The sequence below is a fragment of the Luteimonas sp. 3794 genome (genome assembly GCF_031456825.1).
Classification (GTDB): Bacteria; Pseudomonadota; Gammaproteobacteria; order Xanthomonadales; family Xanthomonadaceae; genus Luteimonas.
Genome location: NZ_JAVDVJ010000002.1, coordinates 76,797 through 98,366, shown reverse-complemented (window position 1 = coordinate 98,366; position 21,570 = coordinate 76,797). Strand labels below are relative to the sequence as shown.

General features: G+C 67.3%; 24 protein-coding genes and 1 tRNA gene. 22 read left to right on the top strand and 3 right to left on the bottom strand.

Annotated features, from left to right (window positions below):
* Positions 1 to 56 precede the first annotated feature (56 nt).
* The 6 genes from J2X52_RS04100 (at position 57) to J2X52_RS04075 (ending at position 4,854) form a co-directional block, all read left to right on the top strand.
* On the top strand, positions 57 to 974 hold the full coding sequence (locus tag J2X52_RS04100; protein ID WP_310149130.1) for a restriction endonuclease: 918 nt from the start codon (positions 57 to 59) through the stop codon (positions 972 to 974).
* Positions 975 to 1,153: 179 nt separating this feature from the next.
* A tRNA-Val gene (locus J2X52_RS04095) sits at positions 1,154 to 1,228 on the top strand.
* Between the two features lie 206 nt (positions 1,229 to 1,434).
* Positions 1,435 to 2,265 carry a transglutaminase domain-containing protein gene (locus J2X52_RS04090; RefSeq protein ID WP_310149127.1) on the top strand — a complete coding sequence of 277 codons (831 nt, stop codon included), beginning with the start codon at positions 1,435 to 1,437 and terminating at the stop codon, positions 2,263 to 2,265.
* An 18-nt stretch (positions 2,266 to 2,283) separates the two neighbouring features.
* Positions 2,284 to 3,381 (top strand): putative zinc-binding peptidase, encoded by a 1,098-nt coding sequence (locus J2X52_RS04085; protein WP_310149124.1) that lies wholly within the window; start codon positions 2,284 to 2,286, stop codon positions 3,379 to 3,381.
* Positions 3,382 to 3,535: 154 nt separating this feature from the next.
* Positions 3,536 to 4,186, top strand: a complete 651-nt coding sequence (locus J2X52_RS04080; RefSeq protein ID WP_310149121.1) for a TenA family protein — start codon at positions 3,536 to 3,538, stop codon at positions 4,184 to 4,186.
* Complete coding sequence (locus tag J2X52_RS04075) at positions 4,186 to 4,854, top strand: TenA family protein (protein WP_310149118.1); 669 nt, start codon at positions 4,186 to 4,188, stop codon at positions 4,852 to 4,854. The genes J2X52_RS04080 and J2X52_RS04075 overlap by 1 nt, the downstream gene beginning before the upstream one ends.
* A gap of 123 nt (positions 4,855 to 4,977) precedes the next feature.
* Here the strand turns inward: J2X52_RS04075 and J2X52_RS04070 are convergent, their stop codons facing one another.
* The gene (locus J2X52_RS04070) at positions 4,978 to 5,451 is read right to left on the bottom strand and encodes a peptidylprolyl isomerase (RefSeq protein WP_310149116.1); all 474 of its coding nucleotides are present in this window, start codon (positions 5,449 to 5,451) and stop codon (positions 4,978 to 4,980) included.
* 214 nt (positions 5,452 to 5,665) lie between these two features.
* On the opposite strand from J2X52_RS04070, the gene J2X52_RS04065 reads away from it, so the two are divergent.
* The 7 genes from J2X52_RS04065 (at position 5,666) to trmY (ending at position 10,554) form a co-directional block, all read left to right on the top strand.
* On the top strand, positions 5,666 to 6,154 hold the full coding sequence (locus tag J2X52_RS04065) for a YaiI/YqxD family protein (RefSeq protein WP_310149114.1): 489 nt from the start codon (positions 5,666 to 5,668) through the stop codon (positions 6,152 to 6,154).
* Positions 6,084 to 7,241: a 23S rRNA (adenine(1618)-N(6))-methyltransferase RlmF gene (gene rlmF / locus J2X52_RS04060; RefSeq protein WP_310149111.1), complete on the top strand. Its 1,158-nt coding sequence runs from the start codon at positions 6,084 to 6,086 to the stop codon at positions 7,239 to 7,241. The genes J2X52_RS04065 and rlmF overlap by 71 nt, the downstream gene beginning before the upstream one ends.
* A 108-nt stretch (positions 7,242 to 7,349) precedes the next feature.
* Entirely contained in the window at positions 7,350 to 7,724 is a 375-nt protein-coding gene (locus tag J2X52_RS04055) for a hypothetical protein (protein WP_310149107.1), read from the top strand.
* A 282-nt stretch (positions 7,725 to 8,006) separates the two neighbouring features.
* Positions 8,007 to 8,489 carry a DUF4126 family protein gene (locus J2X52_RS04050; RefSeq protein WP_310149104.1) on the top strand — a complete coding sequence of 161 codons (483 nt, stop codon included), beginning with the start codon at positions 8,007 to 8,009 and terminating at the stop codon, positions 8,487 to 8,489.
* Between the two features lie 169 nt (positions 8,490 to 8,658).
* Positions 8,659 to 9,486, top strand: a complete 828-nt coding sequence (locus J2X52_RS04045; RefSeq protein WP_310149101.1) for a plasmid replication/partition related protein — start codon at positions 8,659 to 8,661, stop codon at positions 9,484 to 9,486.
* A gap of 130 nt (positions 9,487 to 9,616) precedes the next feature.
* A complete protein-coding gene (locus J2X52_RS04040) occupies positions 9,617 to 9,769 on the top strand; it encodes a hypothetical protein (RefSeq protein ID WP_310149098.1) in 153 nt (50 codons plus the stop codon).
* Between the two features lie 191 nt (positions 9,770 to 9,960).
* Positions 9,961 to 10,554, top strand: a complete 594-nt coding sequence (gene trmY, locus J2X52_RS04035) for a tRNA (pseudouridine(54)-N(1))-methyltransferase TrmY (protein ID WP_310149096.1) — start codon at positions 9,961 to 9,963, stop codon at positions 10,552 to 10,554.
* 308 nt (positions 10,555 to 10,862) lie between these two features.
* Here the strand turns inward: trmY and J2X52_RS04030 are convergent, their stop codons facing one another.
* A complete protein-coding gene (locus J2X52_RS04030) occupies positions 10,863 to 11,333 on the bottom strand; it encodes a DUF1456 family protein (protein ID WP_310149093.1) in 471 nt (156 codons plus the stop codon).
* 197 nt (positions 11,334 to 11,530) lie between these two features.
* Here J2X52_RS04030 and J2X52_RS04025 point away from each other — a divergent pair, with 197 nt between their 5' ends.
* Both J2X52_RS04025 and J2X52_RS04020 read left to right on the top strand, forming a co-directional pair.
* Positions 11,531 to 12,253, top strand: a complete 723-nt coding sequence (locus J2X52_RS04025) for an rRNA pseudouridine synthase (protein WP_310149090.1) — start codon at positions 11,531 to 11,533, stop codon at positions 12,251 to 12,253.
* A 187-nt stretch (positions 12,254 to 12,440) separates the two neighbouring features.
* Positions 12,441 to 12,782 (top strand): nuclear transport factor 2 family protein, encoded by a 342-nt coding sequence (locus tag J2X52_RS04020; RefSeq protein WP_310149087.1) that lies wholly within the window; start codon positions 12,441 to 12,443, stop codon positions 12,780 to 12,782.
* A gap of 167 nt (positions 12,783 to 12,949) precedes the next feature.
* On the opposite strand, the gene J2X52_RS04015 is transcribed toward J2X52_RS04020, so the two are convergent.
* Complete coding sequence (locus tag J2X52_RS04015) at positions 12,950 to 13,510, bottom strand: lipocalin family protein (protein ID WP_310149084.1); 561 nt, start codon at positions 13,508 to 13,510, stop codon at positions 12,950 to 12,952.
* A gap of 540 nt (positions 13,511 to 14,050) precedes the next feature.
* On the opposite strand from J2X52_RS04015, the gene J2X52_RS04010 reads away from it, so the two are divergent.
* The 7 genes from J2X52_RS04010 (at position 14,051) to J2X52_RS03980 (ending at position 21,508) form a co-directional block, all read left to right on the top strand.
* The gene (locus J2X52_RS04010) at positions 14,051 to 16,213 is read left to right on the top strand and encodes a TonB-dependent siderophore receptor (protein WP_310149081.1); all 2,163 of its coding nucleotides are present in this window, start codon (positions 14,051 to 14,053) and stop codon (positions 16,211 to 16,213) included.
* Positions 16,214 to 16,251: 38 nt separating this feature from the next.
* A complete protein-coding gene (locus tag J2X52_RS04005; protein WP_310149079.1) occupies positions 16,252 to 16,563 on the top strand; it encodes an iron uptake protein in 312 nt (103 codons plus the stop codon).
* A complete protein-coding gene (locus J2X52_RS04000) occupies positions 16,563 to 18,251 on the top strand; it encodes a PepSY-associated TM helix domain-containing protein (protein ID WP_310149076.1) in 1,689 nt (562 codons plus the stop codon). Before J2X52_RS04005 ends, J2X52_RS04000 begins: the two co-directional genes overlap by 1 nt.
* Positions 18,244 to 18,591 (top strand): DUF3325 domain-containing protein, encoded by a 348-nt coding sequence (locus J2X52_RS03995; protein ID WP_310149072.1) that lies wholly within the window; start codon positions 18,244 to 18,246, stop codon positions 18,589 to 18,591. The genes J2X52_RS04000 and J2X52_RS03995 overlap by 8 nt, the downstream gene beginning before the upstream one ends.
* Positions 18,592 to 18,742: 151 nt before the next feature.
* Positions 18,743 to 19,894, top strand: coding sequence for an SPFH domain-containing protein (locus J2X52_RS03990; RefSeq protein ID WP_310149069.1), 1,152 nt, complete (start codon positions 18,743 to 18,745; stop codon positions 19,892 to 19,894).
* 16 nt (positions 19,895 to 19,910) lie between these two features.
* The gene (locus J2X52_RS03985; RefSeq protein ID WP_310149066.1) at positions 19,911 to 21,227 is read left to right on the top strand and encodes a TFIIB-type zinc ribbon-containing protein; all 1,317 of its coding nucleotides are present in this window, start codon (positions 19,911 to 19,913) and stop codon (positions 21,225 to 21,227) included.
* Positions 21,224 to 21,508, top strand: a complete 285-nt coding sequence (locus tag J2X52_RS03980) for a hypothetical protein (protein WP_310149063.1) — start codon at positions 21,224 to 21,226, stop codon at positions 21,506 to 21,508. Before J2X52_RS03985 ends, J2X52_RS03980 begins: the two co-directional genes overlap by 4 nt.
* Positions 21,509 to 21,570: the final 62 nt, after the last annotated feature.

Below are 21,570 nucleotides of genomic sequence, written 5' to 3'. Positions count from 1 at the left end.
GGCCGGCGCTCCCCCTCGGGTATCCTGCCGCCCTGCAAGCGGACACGGACATCGGCATGACCACGCAGTGGATCGCCGCAATCGGAGTGGCGATCGCCATCGGATGTGCGGCCTCGTTCTATTTCTTCACGTTCCAGCGCCGCCGGGATGAAGCGGCGGCCGGCATCGTCGCGTTGTCGGCGATCTCGTGGCGCGGCTTCATCGGCATGGTGCTGCAGGCCCTCCGCCGCCGCGGCTACGTGCAGGTGGTGGATCTGGAGGATGTGTCGGGCGACCGCGACTACATGCTCGAACGCGAAGGTGCCCGCTGGCTGCTTTCCTGCAAGCACGGCTCGACCTATGTGCTGGGGCGCAACGCGGTGCAGGCACTGTCGAGTGAGGTGCTGCTCAAGAGCGCCGCCGGCGGCCTGCTGGTCACCCAGGGCAGGATCGACACCGAAGCGCGCGGCGCCGCGGGCAAACAGCGCATCGAGCTGCTCGACGGGGCGACCCTGTGGCCGGAGTTGCGCGACCTGATGCCACCTGGCGAGCTCGAGGCGATCCGCGCCAGGACCGGCGCCGCGGCGCGACAGCGTGCCCTGCTCGCCTGGCTGTTCGCCTTGCTGGCCGGCGTGGCGACATTTCTCGCACTGCCCGACACCCCGCGCGCGACCGCGCCGGCTGTCCCGGCACCTGCCGCGGTCGCTGCGCCAGCCGCGCCGGTCCGCATCGAAGCGCCGCCGCACGCGCCGATCGAGACCCAGCGCAGCGATCTGTCACGCGCACTGGCCACCCTGCCCGCCGTGGACCGTGCGATCTGGGCAACGGGTTCGACGCTGCAGGTCTTCGTTGCCCGGGTCGACGATCAGGCCAGCGTGGACGCGATCTGCGCCCTCGTGCTGCGCCATCCGGATCTGACCTCGTCGCGCCTACAGCTCACGCCGCCGCCGGGCAGCGATCAGCAGACCCGTTTCCTGCAGTGCCGGAGCTTCTGACGACCGGCGCCCGGCAGGCCGAGCCCGGAGTGCATTCCGCACGCTCCGAACCGATCCGCAACACCCGCTTGTCGCCAACCGGAATCACCCGTAGAATTCGCGTCCCGATCGCGCCGCCCCTCACGGGTCCAGCGCTGCGGAGACGGTCCAGGCAGTTTGCCCGCCTCTCCGAATGATCCGGGCGGTTAGCTCAGCGGTAGAGCATTGCCTTCACACGGCAAGGGTCACAGGTTCAATCCCTGTACCGCCCACCAGACACCGCGCGTGTACGCGAAAGCCGGCCTGAGAGCCGGCTTTTTCGTACGCGCGTGTTCCAGCATCCCGCGCCCCCGTGCCGTGCCTCATCGACGGTCATCCCTTGTGCTCCGCTTCATGAGCGCGCCGCTTGAACCGGCGTTCTCCACGTCCGCTGCACGAACTCGCGCCTACCGTGGCGCACCTTCAAGGAAGCTCCCCCGCAATGCGTGTCCAGGCCGGCTGCGAACTCTCGATCGAAACCGATACGATCAGCCCGGTCATCGCCATGCTGCGCCCGCGCGACGGCGTTGCGACGTGGCGCATCAACGACCGCTCGGGCTTCGCCCGCAGTCATGGGTTCGATGAGCACGTCGACAGCTTCGGCAACCGCTGCCAGCGTTTCGTGGTGCCGAAGGGTCTGACCCGGGTGCGGATCGATACCACTGTCGACACGACGCCCGATATCCGGGTGACGCCCGACGCACCTGCGATCGATCCCGGCGCACTGCCGGCCGAGACCCTGCAGTTCCTCCTGCCCAGCCGCTACTGCCCTTCGGATCGTGGCGCGATGTGGGAACAGGCCCGCAAGGTGGTCGGCGACGCTGCGGCGGGCTACGCCCAGGCCGAGACGATCCGCCGCTGGATCGCCACGCATCTCGAATACCGCTACGGCGTGAGCAACGCGAGCACCGACGCGCAGGACACCCTGGCGCACGGCGCCGGCGTCTGCCGCGATTTCGCGCATGTCGGCATCACCTTGTGCCGCGCGCTCGATATTCCCGCGCGCATGGTTGTGGGCTGGCTGCATGACCTCAAGCCGATGGACATGCATGCCTGGTTCGAAGCCTATCTCGGCGGCGCCTGGTACACCTTCGACGCCACCCAGTCCGCCCCGCGCGGGGGACGCGTGGTGATCGCGCATGGCCGCGACGCCGCCGACGTGGCGTTTCTGACCAGCTACAGGCCGCTGCGTACACTGTCGCTGCGCGTCTGGGCTGATCTCGAATCTTCCGCCGCTCTCACGTTCGACGATGATCTCGGCCACGCGGCCTGATCCCGGAGCGATCCTGCAATGCAACTGTTCAAATGCTCGCATTGCGAGCAGGTGCTGTACTTCGAGAACACCGCGTGCCTGCGTTGCGGCAAGACGCTGGGCTTCCTGCCGCAGACGCTGACGCTCGAAGCACTCGATCTCGATGCCGGCGAATGGATCACACCCGCGCGGCCCGGCGCACGCTTCAAGTTCTGCCGCAACGCCACGCATTCGGCCTGCAACTGGCTGCTGCCCACCAGCGATCCGAGCGGGTATTGCCTCGCCTGCCGGCACAACCGCACGATCCCCAATCTCGCCGATGCGGAGCGGCTGGCCGACTGGCAGAAGATCGAGGTCGCCAAGCGCCGCCTGTTCTACACGCTGCTGCGCCTGCAGCTGCCGACGCCTGCACCCGGCAGCGGCGATCCGCGGCCACTGTCATTCGATTTCCTGGCCGACCCGAAAACCGGCCCCAAGGTCATGACCGGCCATGACAACGGCCACATCACGATCGCACTCGCCGAGGCTGACGACGCCGCGCGCGAAGCCACGCGCATCGCGATGGGCGAGCTGTATCGCACGCTGCTCGGGCATTTCCGCCACGAGATCGGCCACTATTACTGGGACCGGCTGGTGCGTGACGCGGGCGAAGACGAACTCGCGCGCTGCCGTGCGTTGTTCGGCGATGACCGCCGCAGCTACAGCGATGCGCTGCAGCTCTACTACGACCACGGTGCGCCCAACGACTGGCAGGCCGCGCACGTCAGCCCCTACGCGACGATGCATCCGTGGGAAGACTGGGCCGAAACCTGGGCGCATTACCTGCACATCATCGACACGCTGGAGATGGCGTCGGCTTTCGGTATCCGCATCGCACCGGATGTGGCCGACGATCCCTTGATGGAAACCGACCTGTCGTTCGATCCGCACCGCGTCGCCGACATTCAGCGTCTGGTCGAGGCCTGGTTGCCGCTGACCTGGGCCATCAACAGCCTCAACCGCACGATGGGTCATCCGGATATCTATCCGTTCGTGATCGCGCCGCCCGTGGTCGAGAAAATGGCGTATATCCATGGCCTGATCAGGCGCGCGCGGCGCTCGGCTGCCGGTCGACCGGCACCGCCTGTCGCCTCCTGAGCGCGCATCCTCCAAAACGTGACGCCGCCATCGCGCGCCACGCCTTGGACGCGGTCGCCACGCTGTACCACAATCACGCCTCGCCAGCGACACACGGTATGCCGCAGCGTCCGCTGCCCTGCGCGCGCCTGTCGCACCCAGCACTGGAGGTGTCATGACCCTGCGTTTCAGCGAATCCCTGCGCCAGTCCTGCGAGACCACGTGGACCCGCGCCGTCGAACATCGCTTCGTACAGGAGCTTGGCGAAGGCCGCATCGCCGACGATGTGATGGCCGCCTATCTGATCCAGGACCATCGCTTCCTCGACAGCTTCCTGGTGCTGCTGGGCGCGGCGATCGCCAGCAGCGACCGCTTCGAATCGCGGTTGGTGCTGGGCCGTTTCGTCGGCATGGTCTGCGGCGAGGAGAACACCTACTTCCTGCGCGCGTTCGATGCGCTGGGCGTGGACACCGACACGCGCTCGCGCACGCCCGACACCGCGCCCACCGCAGGGTTCAAGGCAATCATGCGCGAGGCCGCGGAAACGCGGTCTTATGCCGCGGCGCTCGCCGTGCTCAACGTCGCCGAGGGCCTGTATCTCGACTGGGCGCAGCGTGTACCACGTCCGCTGCCGACGAATTTCGTCCACGCCGAATGGGTCACGCTGCACGACAACCCGGTGTTCGTGGACTTCGTCGCGTTCCTGCAGGCCGAGCTCGACCGCGTGGGTCCGGGCGACGCGGCGCTTGCGCAGGATTTCTTCCGGCGCGCCGTGGAGCTCGAACTCGCGTTCTTCGACGCGGCCTACGCGGACGGCGACGCCTGATGTCGCTGTTCGAACGTCTCAAGGCTGCCGCGCCTGCCGAGTGGCGCAGTTACGTCGATCACGCGTTCGTGCGCGGCATGGGCGACGGCACGCTGCCCGAGGCCGCATTCCGCATGTATCTGGTGCAGGACTACCTGTTCCTGATCCAGTTCGCGCGCGCCAATGCGCTGGCCGCCTACAAGAGCCGCACGCTCGCCGACCTGCGCGCCGCCAAGGACGGGCTGTCGGCGATCGTCGATGTCGAACTCGATCTGCACGTGCGCCTGTGCAAGCGCTGGAGTCTGTCGCCGGCCGACATCGAGGCCGCGCCCGAGCATCAGGCCACCGTCGCCTACACGCGATTCGTCCTCGATTGCGGCATGTCCGGCGATCTGCTCGACCTGCATGTCGCACTGGCGCCATGCGTGCTCGGCTACGCGGAGATCGGCCGTGCACTGGCGCCGGACGGTGTCAATGCGCTCGACGGGCACCCGTATCGCGACTGGATCGCCGAATACGCCGGCGATGCCTACCAGGCGGTCGCCGCCAATGCCTCGCGCCATCTCGACGATCTCGGCGCGCGGTATCTCGGCCCGGGACGCTTCGACGAACTCGCCGCGCTGTTCGGCAAGGCCTCGCGGCTGGAAGCCGATTTCTGGCAGATGGGCCTCGACGTCGCCAAACGATGATCGCGCCGCCAGTTCGGGGCTGCTGCGCCAGCGCTTCGTAACCCGTGCAATCCGGGAGATGGCCTCCTCGCGCAGTGCCCAGACGCGTCGCCCCGTCGCGACGCGCCGGGGCGGCGCACGCGGTCAGGCGGCCTGCTGGACGACCTGACCGACTTCCTTCTCTTCGTCGGTTGCGTCGCGTACGGCGACGATCTCGATCGCGAAATGCAGGGTCTTGCCTGCGAGCGGATGGTTGCCGTCGATCTTGACCTCGGTGTCGCCCACCTCCACCACAGTCACCAGCATCGGCCCGGCGCCGCCCTGGGCCTGGAACTGCATGCCGGGCTCGATCGTCTCGATGCCCTGGAACGCCTGGCGCGGCACCGCCTGGACCAGGCTGTCGTTGCGCAGGCCGTAGCCTTCTTCGGGCTTCACGTCGACCTTGAGCGCATCGCCGGCCTTGTGGCCTTCCAACGCCTGCTCCAGGCCCGGGACGATATTGCCGCCACCGTGGAAATACGGCAGCGGATTGCCTTCGGCCGACTTGTCGATGACGTTACCGTCGTCGTCGGTGAGGGTGTAGTGGAACGTGGCGACGCGCGCAACGGCGATCTCCATGGACGAACTCCTTGGATGCAGTGAAACGAAGGGGAAATGCTGCAGAAGGCACCGGTAGAACACACGGTGCAGCAGCGATGTCACGCGACTCACGATACCGGTGGCGACCGATCGGTGCAAACCGGCGGCCTTGCGCGTTCGACGCCCGTACACTTCGAAAGCGCGCGGAAATGGCTGGAATTCCCGCGCATCCGCCTCGACCCGCTGGATGACGATGCACGCAGACGACGCCGATACCGACACACCGCCGCAGATCTGGGTCGATGCCGACGCCTGCCCCGTCGTGATCCGCGACATCCTGTTCCGCGCCGCCGAACGCGCGCAGGTCCACGTGACCTTTGTCGCCAACCAGTGGCTGCGCACGCCGGGTTCGCGCTATCTCCGCGCGTTGCAGGTCTCCGGTGGCTATGACGTGGCCGACGACGCGATCGCCGAGCGTGCGCGTCCAGGCGATCTCGTCGTCACCCAGGACATTCCGCTGGCCGCGCGCGTGGTCGAACGCGGCGCCGATGCGATCGATCCGCGTGGGCAACGCTTCACCCCCGACAACATCGCCGAGCGCCTGTCGATGCGGAATTTCATGGACGAACTGCGCGGCGCCGGCGTGCAGACCGGCGGACCCGCTGCCCTGCATGCGCGTGACCGGCAGGCGTTCGCCAGCCGGCTGGACCAGTGGATCGCCGCGCGCAAAGGCGGGAGATGACGCGACGCATTGTCGTCGTGGCGCATCAGGAGATCACGAGGCACCACACTTCGCGGCACGCGCCTCTTCACTGCATAGTGCCCATGCGGTCCACAATAGCGGCATGTCACGTTCCCAGTCCCCCACAGAACCGCAGCTGATGCATCCGCGCAACCGCCACCAGGGTCGGTATGACCTCAAGCGGCTCTCCCGGGTCACGCCTGCACTGCAGCCTTTTCTCGTGCGCACGCCTGCTGGCGACACCAGCGTGGATTTCTCCAATCCGCGCGCGGTGCGCTTTCTCAACCAGGCGCTGCTGAAAGCCGATTACGGCATTCAACACTGGGAAATTCCAGAGTCGTACCTGTGCCCACCGGTGCCGGGCCGCGCAGACTATGTCCACGGGCTTGCCGACCTGCTCGCAGGTGACCGGGACGGCGACATCCCGCGTGGCGATGACGTGCGACTGTTCGATCTCGGCACCGGTGCGAACGTCATCTACCCGCTGCTCGGACACACCGAGTACGGCTGGCACTTTGTTGGCTCGGACATCGACGAGACGGCGCTGCGCATTGCGGATTCGATCGTGCGCGGCAACCAGCTCGGCAGCGCGATCGAACTGCGCACTCAGACGCTGCGCGGCCATCTGCTCCACGGTGTTCTGCGCCCGGGGGATCGATACGCCGCCACGCTGTGCAACCCGCCGTTCCATGCGTCGGCGGCCGAAGCCAACCGCAGCGGCCGCGACAAACGCCGCAATCTGGCAGCACGTTCGGACGGTCCGCCGCGTGCCTCGCGCAAGCTGCCGCTGAACTTCAGTGGCCGCGACGGCGAGCTTTGGTGCCAGGGCGGTGAAGCGCGGTTCGTGCGCAAGATGATCCGCGAAAGCGTGGATTTCGGATCACAGGTGCTGTGGTTCAGCAGTCTGATCTCGAAGTCGGCGCATCTGCCGGGGCTGCGTGCCGAACTGCGCAAGGCCGGTGCGTTGGACGTGCGCGAGGTCGCAATGGCGCAGGGCAACAAGCAAAGCCGGTTCCTGGCCTGGAGCTTCCAGGGGACCGACGCCCGCCGTGACTGGTGGCTGCAAGCCCCAGACCGGAAGAGCTGACCGACGGCGAAGCACGGCAACTCCTGACTCGCGCGCCGGGCACCGCCCGGCCTTGCGCAGCGGAGATCGCACATACGCTGGTGCTCCCGCTTCAAGAGGACCGGATCGATGGCCTTTCGCCTACGTGCATGCGCACTGGTGCTGGCGGCCGCCGTGCTGATGCCCGGTCACGGGCGTGCCCAGGATCAGACTGGTGAACAGAACCTGCGGTGGCGTGCGGGCGATCCGTTCGTGTTCTGCCGCCACGGCATGCGGCACAGCCCGCGCGCGTGGTTTCCGATCCCTGACTACGCGACATCCACGCCGGCCATCACCCCCGGCTATTGCCCGGGGCCCACGCCCTACTGCGGCGGACAGCTGACCGGATGGAGCCTCGATGAAATGGGGGCCTGGTGGACCTACCTTCGCATCTGCCCGCAAGCCGAACGCTCGGGGCGCTGGGAAGACGTTGGCGATGGCACGCAGGCACCGTTTTCGCATTGACATGCCGGGCCCGCAGCGGCGCGCCGCGCATTCGCAGAGCCCCCTGATCATCGTCTCTTCCGTCAGGGACGTTTCCACCCTGTAGCGCGTGCGTCTTCAGCGCGCCGGCTATTCGTGCCGCCTCTCCGCATGCGAGTCAGACAGGCGCTGCGTCGTGGCGCGCGCATGCGGTGAACGTCCGGGGTTCGGTCGAGCGCGCGTGCCTCACGACACTGGATTCACGACCGCCCCGGCGATGATCCGTTTCGGCCTGCATCCGCGGGCACAGAACGGACACTCACGATGGCACTGATCCACTCGATTCTCATGGGCGCCGTTGCGGGCATGCGTGCGATGACGCCGCTCGCCACCGTGGCCAATGCCGCCTGCAACGGCACGCTGCCCCGCGGCAACGGCGCACCGCGGCTTCTGTCGAACCGTCTGGCCTCGACCGGCGCCAAGCTGCTCGCCGCCGGCGAACTGGCGGGCGACAAGATGGAAGACGCCCCCGATCGCATCGTGCCCGCCGGGATGCTGGCGCGCATCGTGACCGGCGCAGTCGCGGGCATGGCCCTGGCGCCGCGCGAACAGCGTCCGCTGGCTGCCGTGCTCGGCGCTGGCGCGGCGGTTGGCATGGCCTATGTGAGCTTCAATCTGCGCGTCCGCGCGATCCGCCGCTTCGGGCAGAAGACCACCGGCGCGGTCGAGGATGCGATCACCGTTGGCAGCGCCACGCTCATCGCGCGCAGCGCAGCGCCCAGTCGCCGGCGCCTGCTGCGCCGCTGAACCACACAGCGCGCCACCACGCGCTTCGAACGCCGTGCGCGTGGCGGCGCGGCGTCTCCGGATGCCGCGTCCAAGCGACGGCGTGCGCACGTAAGGCGACCCCACGCAAGTCTCAACATCCGCGAACGGACGCCCCTACAATGCGCGCCCCTCGTCGCGGTCGCCCTGCATGCACATCGTCGTTCTCGAAGAACTCAAGGCCTACATCGATCCGCTGACTCCGGACGAGTACGAGGCGCTCGAGCGCAGCCTGCTCGCCGAAGGTTGTCGCGACGCGCTGGTGCTCTGGGGCGATGTGCTCGTCGATGGCCACAACCGCTACGGCATCTGCCAGAAGCACGACATTCCGTTCAACACCGTCCAGAACACGCGCTTCCAGTCGATGGAGGACGTGCATCTGTGGATGATCGAGCAGCATCTCGGCCGTCGCAGCCTGTCGGATTACCAGCGCGGCGTGCTCGCGTTGCGCAAGCGCGACATCGTCGCCGCGCGACAGCAGGCACAGCGCATTGCCGCACTGGAGACTGCGCCCGCCAAGGACGCGCCGGTCGAGGACACCGAGGACCGCCCGCCGTGGGACGACGCGCCGTCGCAGGGCAGCCGCGCCGAGCTCGCGCGCGAAGCCAAACTCAGCAGCAACCAGGTGGCGATGATCGAGCGCATCCACGCCCAGGCCACGCCCGAACTCGTCGAAGCCCTGAAGTCAGGTGCGATCTCGATGAGCGCGGCCGCCGCGGTCGCCAGCCTGCCCGAAGACGAGCAGCGCAGCGCCGCCCAGGCCGGCAAGGACGAACTCAAGCAGGCCGCCAAGCGCGCACGCGATGCCAAGAAGCGTCCGAAGCCCGGCAGCGAGGACGGGACGACTCCCGAGGGCGCGGCGCCGGCGCCCGACGCAAAGGCGCTGCAGCGCCGCGTCACCGAACTGGAGCGCGAGAACGCGGATCTTCGCGGCCAGATCGAAACGCTGCAGAACCAGATCGTGCGGCTGCGCGGCTGAGTATCGTCCAGCTTCCGATTCCGGCCTGTGGCGCGTCGCGCCGCGGACCGGTTTTCAAGCCTGAATGGCGAAACTGGATGCGAACACCTCCCAGATGAGACACTAGCCCGCTCAATCCAAGGGAGTTTCCGTGGCCAAGCCCAACTATTCGTTCGAAAAGCGTCAGCGCGAACTCGCCAAGAAGAAGAAGCAGGACGAGAAGGACGCGAAGAAGCGCGCCGAACGCGACGCTGCCAAGGGCACCGCAGACCCGGAACAGAATTCCGGTTCCGAGTCGGCCTGATCGCAGCGCCGGGCGGCACGTGCCGCCCGGCATGGCGTTCCGGCCATGTCGCTCCGCGCGACGGCATCCGGTCGCTGACCTGACGATCCGTTTGCGTCCGTACGCCCCCGGCTTCGCCTGAGCCACGCTTGCATCGGCGATGCGCGGTGAATCGCCGGCATCGGATTCGACGACGGACATCTTCGACACGCATGCGAACTTTCGTACTCCGCGCTCGCGCCGCGCCCACCGACAGCCACGCCCTGCTGGCATCCGTCGGTCAGGACGCGCATACCGAAATTCTCGCGCACACGCTGATGAACGCGATGTTCGTCGCGCAGTCGCACCGCCCCGATGTCACCGTCTACCTGGTGCTGGAAAGCACGCGGGATTTCTCGCGCACGATCCGCTTCGAGGTCAACGCCATGCACGACATCGGTGGCTTCGACGAGCGCGCATTGCTGGGCAAGATCGCCAAGGCGCTGGACGTCTCGCGCGGCATGGGCAAGGACGAGACGCGACCGGTGGAATCGGGCGTCGAGGTCCGCACCACGAGTTTCGAGCGTCTGGTGCAGACGCTGGCCGAAGACCATCAGCTGTTTCTGATGGACCGCAAGGGCACGCCGATCCGCGAGCAGGCGTTCGCGGACAATCCCTGCTTCCTGCTGACCGACCACATTCCGATGCCGAAGAAGACGATTCCCGGCCTCGAGCGCATGGGCGCGAAGAAGATCGCACTCGGTCCGAAGATGCTGTTCGCCTCGCAGTGCGTGGTGTTGATCCACTACGAGCTGGATCAGGGCTGAGGCGCGTCTCCTGCCGTGCAGGTGCGCACGCGCTGCGTCGAAGCGTCTCGCGCCTCGATTCCCGAAAGAGCGCCTGCCCGGACTTGTCGCAGAGGTCGACGCACAGCGCGTGTCGGGTGAGGCTTGGCGCTGCGACCGAAGGCGTTCAAAAGCACCCTCATCCGCCTTTCAGGCACCTTCTCCCAGAGGGAGAAGGATCAACGGGGGGGGCACGTGCGCTCAACTTCGGCGCCAGCTGAGGCCAGCGGCATCCGCGAGCGCGTGTCTGGAAGGCGCCCGCCAGAAGCGGCCCGCCTCCACGCGCGCCTCTAGCCGCCGCGCACGCGCAGCGTCAGCCCCTTGAGGAAGTTGCGCAGCAGCTGGTCGCCGCAGGGGCGGAAGTTGCGATGCCCCGCCTGGCGGAACAGCGCCGACATTTCGGGCTTGGAGATCGGAAAGCCCGCGTCGGCGAAGATCTGGTGCATGTCGACATCGGTCAGTTCGAATGCGACGCGCAGTTTTTTCAGCACCACGTTGTTGCTGATGCGCGATTCGACCGGGCGCACTGCCTGGCGTTCGTCGCGGCCACGGCGGTGCACGATCAGCCCGTCGAGCACGTGCGCGAGCACGCTGTCGCTGCAGGCCACATGGCCGGGTTCGTCTTCCTTCAACAGAAGCGGACGCACGTCGTCCTTGTCGAGGGCGAAGTCGGGATCCACCAGCTTGGCGAGATCGACGACCTTCTGGTCGCTCAGGTCGAGCATGTAACGGATGCTGCGCAGGACGTCGTTGGTGATCATCGATCCAACAGGGCGGTTCGGAAGAGGCGCAATTCTACCGTTGCTGAAACGCACTCCCCCCACCGGTGTGCAACGGGCCGGTACATCCAGGCCGAAAACGCCTGTTCCAGCACCAGTGCGCGCATCAGCGACGCGCGACGAACGCGTGGACCAGCCCCGCTCGCTACACTGCCCGCCCCGATTGCCGGCTGTGCCCGATGTCCGCCCCCGTCCGACTGGCCAAACGCGTCTCCGAACTCGCCCGCTGCTCGCGCAGCGAAGCCGAGCAGTACATCGAAGGCGGCTGGGTGTCGGTCGACGGTCGCGTCGTGGACATGCCGCAGCATATGGTGACCACCGAAGCGGTCGAACTCGACGCAGCCGCGCGGCTCGCAGTGGCCGAACCGGCGACGATCCTGTTCCACAAGCCTGCCGGTCTCGATGCGTTCTCCACATCCGACGCCGCCCTGCCCTACGTCGATGCGGGCACGCGCTGGAGCGAGGACCCGACCGAGGTGCGCCTGCTGCAACGGCATTTCCACCGCTTGACGCCACTCGCGCCGCTGGAGCCCGAGGCCAGCGGACTGATGGTGCTGAGCCAGGACGGTCGCGTGTGGCGGCGCCTGACTGAAGATCTCGACGGGATCGAGCAGGAGTTCGTCGTCGAGGTCAGCGGTGAGATGCCGTTCTACGGCATGCAGCGCCTCAAGCACGGCCTGCAGTACGACGGCCATACGCTCCCGCCGTGCAAGGTCAGCTGGCAGAACGAAGTGCGCCTGCGCTTCGCGATCAAGGGCGTGCGGCCCGGCCAGCTGCGCGACATGTGCGCGCAGGTCGGGCTCGGCGTCGTGTGGATCCGGCGCCTGCGCATCGGGCGCGTGTCGCTGGCGAAGATGCCGGTTGGCGCGTGGCGCTATCTGCCGGTCGAAGACCGGTTCTGATCGCAAGGTGGCGCCGCGCGATCCCGCGTCACCCTTGCTTTGGCCGAGACGCCGGACGCGCTGCACCACGGCCGTGCGCCTTGTCGCGGCGCTCGCCTGAATGCACGGACCATGCGATCTGCCGCGCTTCAACCACGGGCGGCCTGGTGCCGGTATCGTCTGCGCTCCACGTCGACGAAGCGCCGCCATGTCCAACCAGCATAAAAGCGCCCTTCGGCAGGCCAACGCGGCGATCAGCCGGGGGGACATTGAAGGGTTTCTGGCGTATTGCACCGACGATATCCAGTGGACCACGGTGGGCGTGTCGACACTGGACGGCAAGGACGCCGTGCGCGCGTGGATGGCCGATGCCTATGCCCAGCCGCCGGTGTTCACGGTTGACCATCTCATTGCCGAAGAGGACTTCGTGATCGCGCTGGGCGGCATCACCGCCACCGCGGCCGATGGCAGCCAGACGCGCCATGCGTACTCCGATGTCTGGCGCTTCCACGATGGCAAGATGGCGGAGCTGCGCGCCTTCGTGATCTGAGCCTGTCTCTGCCGGAGCGCGTGCGCGTAACCCTGTGACACGCAGTCGCCCTCGCTTCGATAGGCCCGGCCCACGCGAAAACCGGGCCGGCCTCCGTGGCCTGCGGATGCAGCGCGTCGCAGACGCCGTTGTCCGTGGGACGGAATGCGCCCAGCGTACGGCCCCGCTCACCGCGCCTCCGCCGCCTCCTGTGAAACCTGCGGCGTGTCGATCAGCTTCTCGACCGGATAGCCCATGGCCCGCGCCTGCTCGATCAGGCGGGCACGGACCTCGGGATCGAGCTGCGGGTCACGCGAGAGGATCCACAGATAGTCCCGACCCGGCGCGCCCACCATCGCCCAGCGATATTCGGCTTCGTCGAGCGCGATTACCCAGTAATCGCCCCACACCATCGGCAGCCAGGACAGCCATTGCGGCGCGAACCGCACTTCCAGCGTCGAGCTGCGGCCATCGACCATACGGGCGACACCGCGCGCCTCACTGAAGCTGCCGTCCCGGGTCCGACAACGGTTCACCACCTCGAGCGTGCCGTCGGCGTTGGGGCTGTAATGCGCTGTGGTGTCGGCAAGGCACTTGCGCTGGAAGAACATCGGCAGGTGCGCCTGCTCGTACCAGGTGCCGGCGTAGCGCGCGAGATCCACGGCGGCAACCGGCTCGTTCGGCAGCGCAGTCGCGCCCACCGCGGGCACGGACAGGCCGGCGACGAGCAACAAGGGGGCAAGGCGCATCAGCCACTCCAGATTGAAAACACGATTCTCCCGCCGTACCGCGTTCTGGCGATGTGAGACAGGGCGCCTCGCGGCCGAACGCGTGTCAGGACGCGTCTCCGGATTGCGTGTGCGCAGCGCACGCGCTGGACACTGACGGGACACCGAAGAACGATCACGCTGCATGTCCCGCAATCAGGCATGGGCGGCCAGACGCGGCCCTAACACGTCAAGCGCCGCCCTGTTCCGATGGGACGCGAGATCGCCTTGCAGGCTCCGCCTCATCCAACACCTCCGACACACGCGGTGACGCAACAAACACCTTGCGTAATGACATCCATTCGCATTTAATGCGCGGGCAGTTTCATACGCCCGCGGAGCGGGCAGGCAACCGACGCCGCCATCGCGGGCCCAACGCGGCTTTTCGAGGACACGCGAACCGATCACCCAATGCTGCCTTCGGCAGCGGGACTGCACGTGCGGGCACCGCGCCGGAATTGCGCGCCCCGCCGAACCCGATCGTTTCCCTCCCCGCCCGCGTCCCGCAAGGTTCCCACGTCCATGCTTCGTCCGCAGTCCGTCGCTCCGTTCCGCACGCCCGCCAACGCCGTTCTTTCCCTGGCCATCGGCCTCGCCCTGTCGACCGGCGCGCTGCCCGCCTTCGCCGCGCCGCAGGACGCCGCTGGCAGCGGGACCGACGCCACCGAACTGGACACGATCCTCGTCGTCTCCCAGCGCGCAGGCCGCGTCAGCAACGGCGCGACCAACCTCGATCTCGACATCAAGGACACCCCGCAGTCGATCAGCGTCGTCAGCAGCGAGCAGATGCAGCAGTTCGGCGCCGACAGCCTCAACGAGGCGCTACGGCTGGCCACCGGCATCCAGGTCGAGGAATGGGAAACCAACCGCACCAACTTCACCGCGCGCGGCTTCGACATCGCCAACACCCAGATCGACGGCGTCGGCCTGCCCAACGGCTGGGGCATCGTCACCGGCGCGATGGACACCTTCGGCTACGAGAAGCTCGAAGTGATCCGCGGCGCCAACGGTCTGCTGACCGGCGTCGGCAACGCCGCCGGCACGATCAACTACGTGCGCAAGCGTCCGACCAACCATGCCGAAGGCAGCGCCGGTATCAGTGTCGGCTCCTGGGGCACGACGCGCGCCGAAGTGGACTACTCGACGCCGTTCACCGACGACGGCCGCTGGGCCGGTCGCATCGTCGCCGCGCACGAGGAAGGCGATTCCTGGCTGCGTGGCAAGGACGACCGCCGCGACTTCGTCTACGGCGTCGTCGACGGCCAGATCGGCGACAACGGCACGCTGACGCTCGGCTACTCGTGGCAGGACGTGCGCACCAACGGCAACATGTGGGGCGCGCTCGGTTTCATGTACAGCGACGGCACCCAGGCGCGCTGGGACCGCGGCGCGTCCACCACGCAGGACTGGACCTTCTGGGACACCACCAGCCAGACCGCGTTCGCCGAATACGTGCACCAGCTGGGCGCGGACTGGCAGCTGAAGCTGGCCTACAACCGCCGCGATATCCGCAATGACGACCGCCTGTTCTACGCGACCGACTTCAACGGCACAGGTCTTGAGCCCGGCACCAATCTGGGCCTGTACGGCTATCCCTGGGGCGGCGAGGACGAGCTGACTGCCGATCTGGTCTCGGCAACGGTCAACGGTCATTTCCAGATGTTCGGACGCGACCAGGAACTGATGTTCGGCGTCGGCTGGTCGCGCAGCGAAAACATCAACTCCGAATACGCGGGTGCGCTGTGCAGTGGCGCGCCCTGCGGCTACATCCCGATGCCGGGCTTCCCCTGGGGCGGCGACGTGGTGCCGGAGCCGGTCTGGGGCGCAAGCTCGGTCTACAGCACCCTCGACGAGCGCCTCAAGCGCGTCTACGGCGCCACCCGCCTGTCGTTCACCGATCGCCTCAAGGCCGTCGTCGGCTTCAACTACGCTGAGTACCAGCGCGACGGCATCAACTACGGCGTGACCTTCGACCAGACCGAAAGCGAGACCAGTCCGTACGCCGGCCTGACCTACGACTTCAGCCCGAACGTGCTGGGCTACGTCAGCTACTCCGACATTTACCAGCCGCAAAGCCAGTCGGATGCCGATGGCCGCTATCTCGACCCGACCAAGGGCGCGAACTTTGAGGTGGGCGTCAAGGCCGACTGGCTCGACCAGCGCCTGCTGACCACGCTCGCGGTCTTCCGCGCCGAGCAGAACGGGCTGGCGACCGGCGCCGGCTACAACGACAACGGCCAGTTCTACTACGAGGGCGTGGACGTCGAATCCAAGGGCTTCGAACTCGAAGCGACCGGCCGGTTGAGCGAGCACGTGGATCTCGTCGTCGGCTACACCGCGCTCAAGCTCACCGGCCAGGACGGCGACGACACCTATCGCTGGGTGCCGCGCCGCACCGCCAATCTCGTGCTCAGCGCGCGGCTGCCCAGCTACGAAGCGTTGTCGTTCGGCGTTGGCGGTCATTGGCAGAGCGACATCTCCAATGTCGAGACCAGCGGTTTCACCGTGCGCCAGGACAGCTATGCGGTGTTCAACGGCTTCGTCGGCTGGGACTTTCAGCCCAACGCCACGCTGCGCCTCAACGTCAACAACGTCGGCGACGAGACCTACATCAACACCCTGCGCTACAGCGGCTACTACGGCGCGCCGCGCCACTACACGCTGAGCCTGAACTACCGCTTCTGATCCGTTTTTCTTCGACTGATACCGACACCGCCGCCGCCATGTCCTACGCCGCCAACTTGCCTTCCCCCACCCCACGCCTGCGGCTCGCCGCGCGCATCGGCGCCGCCGTGTTCGGCGGCTATGCCTTTACCTGGGGCGTCATCGCCGCCGGCGCCGCGCTGCTGTTCAAGGCGGGCATGGATTTCCACGATGCCGAGTTCCTGGCGAGCGCCGTCGGCCTGCTGGTGTTTCTGACGGTGTTCCTGTGGACCTTCGCCACGCGCCGGCTGCTGCTGGCCTGGGTGCTGCTGGCGGGCGGCGGCGCGCTGCTGACGGGCATGGCGTCGCTGCTCCAGGCGAGCATCGTCTGATGGCCGCCCAGGGTATGGCGGCACAGAGTTTCCGCCAGGCGATGGCGTGGCTGCACACGTGGTTCGGGTTGGTGCTCGGCTTCGTGCTGATGGCGGCGTTCTTCTTCGGCGCGCTGTCGGTGTTCGACCGCGAGATCGACCGCTGGGCGATTCCGTCCACGCGCTTCGAGCCACAGCCGATGCCGTCCTTCGAGCAGATCCTGCGGCCGGCGTTCGAACGCATGCAGCCCACGCCGCAGGCGGTCGATGCGATGCGCTCGCGCGTCGATGGCCCGATGCCCGCGCACTTCGACACCGTGGCCAACTGGAGTGCCTACACCACCCACCGCGATCCGGTCGTCGCCGTGTTCGCCGGCTTCCAGGTGCCGGGCGCGAAAGATCCCGACGAGGCGATCTTTGCGCTCGGCACCATCGATCCGCGCGACGGCGCCGCCCTGCCCGACGACCGGCTCAAGATCGGCAGCGGCTTCTTCTATCCGATGCACTACAGCCTGACGCTGGACTGGAAGAACCTCGGCTTCTGGATCGTCGGCTTCTCGGCGCTGGTGATGCTGGCGGCGCTGGTCAGCGGCGTGGTGATGCACCGCAAGTTCTTCCGCGAACTCTTCACCTTCCGCCCCGGCAAGGGCGGCCTGCGCAGCGTGCTGGACCTGCACAACCTCACCGGCGTGGTCGCGCTGCCGTTCCACTTTTTCTTCGCGTTCACCGGCTTGGTGATTTTTTCGGCGACGTATTTCTTTCCGGTCGGCCACACGCAACTGCATGACCTGCACGATCTGCATGCCGCGACCGAAGCGAGTGAACTCGGCTTGCCGCATCGGCGCGCCGGCGTGCCCGGCGGACTGGCGAATGTGGACGCGATGGTCGCCGAGGCGCAGCGCCGCTGGGAGGCGCGCGACATGGCCGGCGATGTCGGTTTCCTCGTCCTGCAGCACGTCGGCGATGCCAACGGCTACGTCAGCGTGTACCGCGCCGGCACCGATCGCATCGCGCTGGTCGGCCAGGGCATCCACTTCAAGGCCTCGACCGGCGCGCTGATCCGCGAGGATCCCGTCGCCACGCCGGTTGGCAAAGTCGCCGAGTTCCTGACCGGCCTGCACCTGCAGCATTTCCGCCACTGGCTGCTGCGCTGGCTGTATGTGCTGGGCGGTCTGCTCGGTGCGGTGTGCATCGCCACCGGCTTCGTGTTCTTCGTCGAGAAGCGCAAGCGCCAGCATGCGAAACAGGTCAGCCAGGGCGCACGCATCGTCGACGCACTCGCGGTGACGATGATCACCGGCATGGTTGCGGCAACGCTCGGCATCCTCGTCGCCAACCGCCTGCTGCCGGACGATCTCCCCGCGCGTGGCGACTGGGAACGCTACGCGTTCTGGGGCACCTGGGCGCTCGCGCTGCTGCATGCGGGCCTGCGCAGCGCACCGGTCGCACGCGGCCTGGCGAACCCGGCCTGGCGCGAACAGTGCGGCGCGATCGCTGTGCTGGCACTCGCGGCCGTCGTACTCAACTGGATCACCACGGGCGACCATCTGCTGCGCACGATCAGTGCCGGCTACTGGCCGGTGGCGGGCGTCGATCTCGTCCTGCTGGTGACCGCTACCGTCGCCGGCGCGACCGGTCTGCATCTACGCCGTCGCGCGGTAGCAACGGCAGCCGCAGAACACCCCCGCCGTGAGCACGCCCATGCATGACGCGTCCCACGCCGCCTGGCTGCTGACAGCGGCCCTGCTCGCCAGCGTGCTCGGCATGGCCTGGCTGGCGCTGGCCATGCCAGCGCACGGCCAGCAGGTCTGGGGCGCGCCAGTGTCGCCGGAACGCGCACGCGTGCTGCGGGGACTGGGCAGCGTCGCACTCGCCGTGTCGCTGGCGCTGTGCCTCGCCAGCGATCATGCCTCGATGGCGGCGCTGGTCTGGATCATGTCGCTGGCCGCTGCCGCATTCCTGGTCGCGATGACGCTGGCCTGGCACCCACGCTGGCTGGCGCGATTGGCACCTTGGGCCGGCCGCGCAGACACGCGCGCGACCCGCTGAGCGCGCCTAGAACGCTGGTTCAAGGGCACGTGGCTACACCCTCCAGGCTGCGCCGCATGACGACCTGCACTGGCGGTCGTTTACGGGCGCGACGGTATAGTCCGGCCCTCCTGCGGGCGCCGCGCCCGATAACGAACTGAAAGGAATTGTCATGGGCCTGGTACAGGCGGTGAAGGGTGCAGTCGGTGGCGTGCTGGCCGACCAGTGGAAGGACTTCCTGACGGTGCCGACCGGGCTGCCGTCGACGGCGGCGCTGTTCGCGGCCGTGCCGCAGGGCACGAACGCCGGCCGTGGTTCGAACACGCGCGGCTCGTCCAACATCATCAGCAACGGCTCGAAGATCGTCGTGCCTGAAGGTTACGGCCTGCTGCTGTTCCAGGACGGCGCGATCACCGGCTTCGTCGCCGAGCCCGGCGGTTACGAGTGGCGCTCGGACGACCTCAATTCGCAGTCGATCTTTGCCGGCGACGGTATCGTCAGCCCGTTGATCAGGCAGAGCTGGGAACGTTTCAAGTTCGGCGGCCAGCCGGGCGGCCAGCAGGCGGCGTTCTTCGTCTCGCTCAAGGAATTGCCGGACAACCGCTTCGGCACGCAGTCGGAAATCTACTGGGACGACGGCTTCCTCGGCACCCAGGTCGGCGCGCTGACGCGGGGTTCCTACACGCTGAAGATCGTCGACCCGATCCTGTTCGTGAAGAACTTCGTACCGGCGCGCTATCTCGCGCCGGGCCAGGTGTTCGACTTCACCGACATCGACAACGCGGCGGCCAGCCAGTTGTTCAACGAAGTCGTGGGTTCGCTCGCGCCGGCCTTCAGCCTGTACACGAACGACCCCAGCAAGGGCAATCGCATCACCAAGCTGCAGCAGGATTCGCTGGGCTTCGCGCAGAGCCTGTCGGCGGCTGTCGAACAGGGTTACCAGTGGAAGTCCGACCGTGGCCTGGCCATCGTCAAGACCGCCATCGTTTCGATCGAGTACGACGCCAACACGCGCGAACTGCTCAAGACCGTGCAGCGCGCCGATGCCCTCGCCGGCTCGCGCGGCAATTCAAACCTGCAGGCGAGCGTCGCCCAGGGTATGCAGTCGGCCGGCGAACACAGCGGCGCTGCGGGTCTCGTGGGGCTGGGCATGGCATCAGGCATGGCCGGTGGCATCGGCAGCCTGCAGCAGCCGGCGACGCCGGCCGCACCCGCGGCGGAGGACGCGGTGGCCAAGCTCAAGAAAGCCAAGGAAATGCTTGATCTCGGCCTGATCACCCAGGACGACTACGACGCCGCCAAGGCCAAGGCACTCGGCCTCTAAGCCGCACGGCACGACCATGTCCGACACCAAGTTGCCGCCGCCGTTGCCGGTTCGCCCCGTCGACGGCCCGGGTTCGCCGCGTGATGTGCCGCCGCTGCCGGGCACCGTGCCGGTCGATCCGGCCACGTTGCCCGACCCGATCCGCGACGAGCTCGAAGCGCCCGACCCGCTGGCCATCGACACCACTGCCGAGGCACTGGAGGACGGCCTCAACCGCTGTCCGAAATGCGGCGCGACCGATATCCGCCAGCGCGCCGGCACCGACATCCTGGTCTGCCTGTACTGCCGCAACGAATGGCACGGCGAACGCGTCGAGGAAGCGTTCGGCTTCGGCGACGGCATTACCGATCTGCGCGGCACCGTCATCGCGTCCGGCGCGCGTGACATCGAGGCCGATGCCGCCAACCTGATGACCTTCCATTGCGCCGGCTGCGGCGCGGACGTCACGGTCAACACCGAAAGTACGATGACGGCGCGCTGCCACTGGTGCCGCCACGTGTTCGGCGTCAACGAGCAGATCGCCAACGGCGCAGTGCCCGATGCGGTGCTGCCGTTCCACATCCGCAAGGACGACGCGGTTGCGCGCATCCGCCAGTTCGTCGACAAGCGACGGCTATTCGCGCTCAAGGCGTTCAAGGACGAGTTCACGCCCGAGAACGTGGTCGGCGTGTACCTGCCCTACATGATCGTCGACGGCAGCGCGAGCGCGTCGGTGACCGGCAAGGGCGAGATCAAGACGCGCCAGTACACGCGCGGCACCAAGAACAACAGGAAGACCTATTACGACGCCGATGTGTACCAGGTCGAACGCCATGTCGAGTTCACCGTCGACGATCTGCCGCTGGAGTCGTCCAACGCGCGCGGCAACCTGGACGTCAACGTCAACACCAACAACATCATCAACACGATCCTGCCGTTCGACACCAAGAACGCGGTGAAGTGGAACGCGTCGTATCTCCACGGTTTCACGTCCGAAAAGCGCAACAGCAACGTGGAGCACCTTCGGCCGCGCCTGGAAGACCAGCTGCTGTCGATCGCCCGTGCGCAGGTCGAAGCCTCGACGCGCCGCTACGACCGCGGCGTGCGCTGGGAACAGGAACGACTCGACGTCCATGGCACGCGCTGGGTCTCGATGTATCTGCCGGTGTGGCTGTATTCGTATCACCAGCCAGGCAAGAACGGCGGCCTGCTGCATTACATCGCGGTCAACGGCCGGACCGGCGAAACCATGGGCAGCGTGCCGGTGCAGCAGTGGAAACTGCTGCTGGCCGCGCTGACCGTGGGCACCGTTCTCGAGGGCATTGCAATCATGATTCTGGTGGGCATGTCATGAGCGACGAAAGTGGACTCTGGCTGCTGCTCGTCGGCCCGTCCGGCGCGACTGCGCTGTACTGGGCGCTGTACCGTTTCTATCGCAACACCGACAAGTCGCACGCGTTCGAGCGCGAGACGGATATCGACGCCAAGCCGGTGACCGGCAGCGACGTCAAGATCCGCAAGATCACCGGAACGCAGGCGACGCGCATCCAGGGCGACAACGTCCGCGCCTACCGTGCGCGCGTGCAGCGGGTGGCGAGCCCGACACCCGACGACGCGGACGGCGGTGCGTCGTAGCGGAGGTCATGCGCATCGCCGCGTTCCAGTGCGCTCACGCGGAAGGTGTTAGACCTCCGTCC

Bases quoted from the DNA above. Each gene is read 5' to 3' on its own strand.
- J2X52_RS04025 (WP_310149090.1), top strand. From the start codon at position 11,531: ATGTCCGCCCCCGTCCGACTGGCCAAACGCGTCTCCGAACTCGCCCGC.
- J2X52_RS04020 (WP_310149087.1), top strand. From the start codon at position 12,441: ATGTCCAACCAGCATAAAAGCGCCCTTCGGCAGGCCAACGCGGCGATC.
- trmY (WP_310149096.1), top strand. From the start codon at position 9,961: ATGCGAACTTTCGTACTCCGCGCTCGCGCCGCGCCCACCGACAGCCAC.
- rlmF (WP_310149111.1), top strand. From the start codon at position 6,084: ATGCGCGTGACCGGCAGGCGTTCGCCAGCCGGCTGGACCAGTGGATCG.
- J2X52_RS04065 (WP_310149114.1), top strand. From the start codon at position 5,666: ATGCACGCAGACGACGCCGATACCGACACACCGCCGCAGATCTGGGTC.
- J2X52_RS04080 (WP_310149121.1), top strand. From the start codon at position 3,536: ATGACCCTGCGTTTCAGCGAATCCCTGCGCCAGTCCTGCGAGACCACG.
- J2X52_RS04085 (WP_310149124.1), top strand. From the start codon at position 2,284: ATGCAACTGTTCAAATGCTCGCATTGCGAGCAGGTGCTGTACTTCGAG.
- J2X52_RS04045 (WP_310149101.1), top strand. From the start codon at position 8,659: ATGCACATCGTCGTTCTCGAAGAACTCAAGGCCTACATCGATCCGCTG.
- J2X52_RS04030 (WP_310149093.1), bottom strand. From the start codon at position 11,333: ATGATCACCAACGACGTCCTGCGCAGCATCCGTTACATGCTCGACCTG.
- J2X52_RS04055 (WP_310149107.1), top strand. From the start codon at position 7,350: ATGGCCTTTCGCCTACGTGCATGCGCACTGGTGCTGGCGGCCGCCGTG.
- J2X52_RS03990 (WP_310149069.1), top strand. From the start codon at position 18,743: ATGGGCCTGGTACAGGCGGTGAAGGGTGCAGTCGGTGGCGTGCTGGCC.
- J2X52_RS04070 (WP_310149116.1), bottom strand. From the start codon at position 5,451: ATGGAGATCGCCGTTGCGCGCGTCGCCACGTTCCACTACACCCTCACC.
- J2X52_RS04100 (WP_310149130.1), top strand. From the start codon at position 57: ATGACCACGCAGTGGATCGCCGCAATCGGAGTGGCGATCGCCATCGGA.
- J2X52_RS04015 (WP_310149084.1), bottom strand. From the start codon at position 13,510: ATGCGCCTTGCCCCCTTGTTGCTCGTCGCCGGCCTGTCCGTGCCCGCG.
- J2X52_RS03980 (WP_310149063.1), top strand. From the start codon at position 21,224: ATGAGCGACGAAAGTGGACTCTGGCTGCTGCTCGTCGGCCCGTCCGGC.
- J2X52_RS03995 (WP_310149072.1), top strand. From the start codon at position 18,244: ATGCATGACGCGTCCCACGCCGCCTGGCTGCTGACAGCGGCCCTGCTC.
- J2X52_RS04075 (WP_310149118.1), top strand. From the start codon at position 4,186: ATGTCGCTGTTCGAACGTCTCAAGGCTGCCGCGCCTGCCGAGTGGCGC.
- J2X52_RS04050 (WP_310149104.1), top strand. From the start codon at position 8,007: ATGGCACTGATCCACTCGATTCTCATGGGCGCCGTTGCGGGCATGCGT.
- J2X52_RS03985 (WP_310149066.1), top strand. From the start codon at position 19,911: ATGTCCGACACCAAGTTGCCGCCGCCGTTGCCGGTTCGCCCCGTCGAC.
- J2X52_RS04000 (WP_310149076.1), top strand. From the start codon at position 16,563: ATGGCCGCCCAGGGTATGGCGGCACAGAGTTTCCGCCAGGCGATGGCG.
- J2X52_RS04010 (WP_310149081.1), top strand. From the start codon at position 14,051: ATGCTTCGTCCGCAGTCCGTCGCTCCGTTCCGCACGCCCGCCAACGCC.
- J2X52_RS04005 (WP_310149079.1), top strand. From the start codon at position 16,252: ATGTCCTACGCCGCCAACTTGCCTTCCCCCACCCCACGCCTGCGGCTC.
- J2X52_RS04090 (WP_310149127.1), top strand. From the start codon at position 1,435: ATGCGTGTCCAGGCCGGCTGCGAACTCTCGATCGAAACCGATACGATC.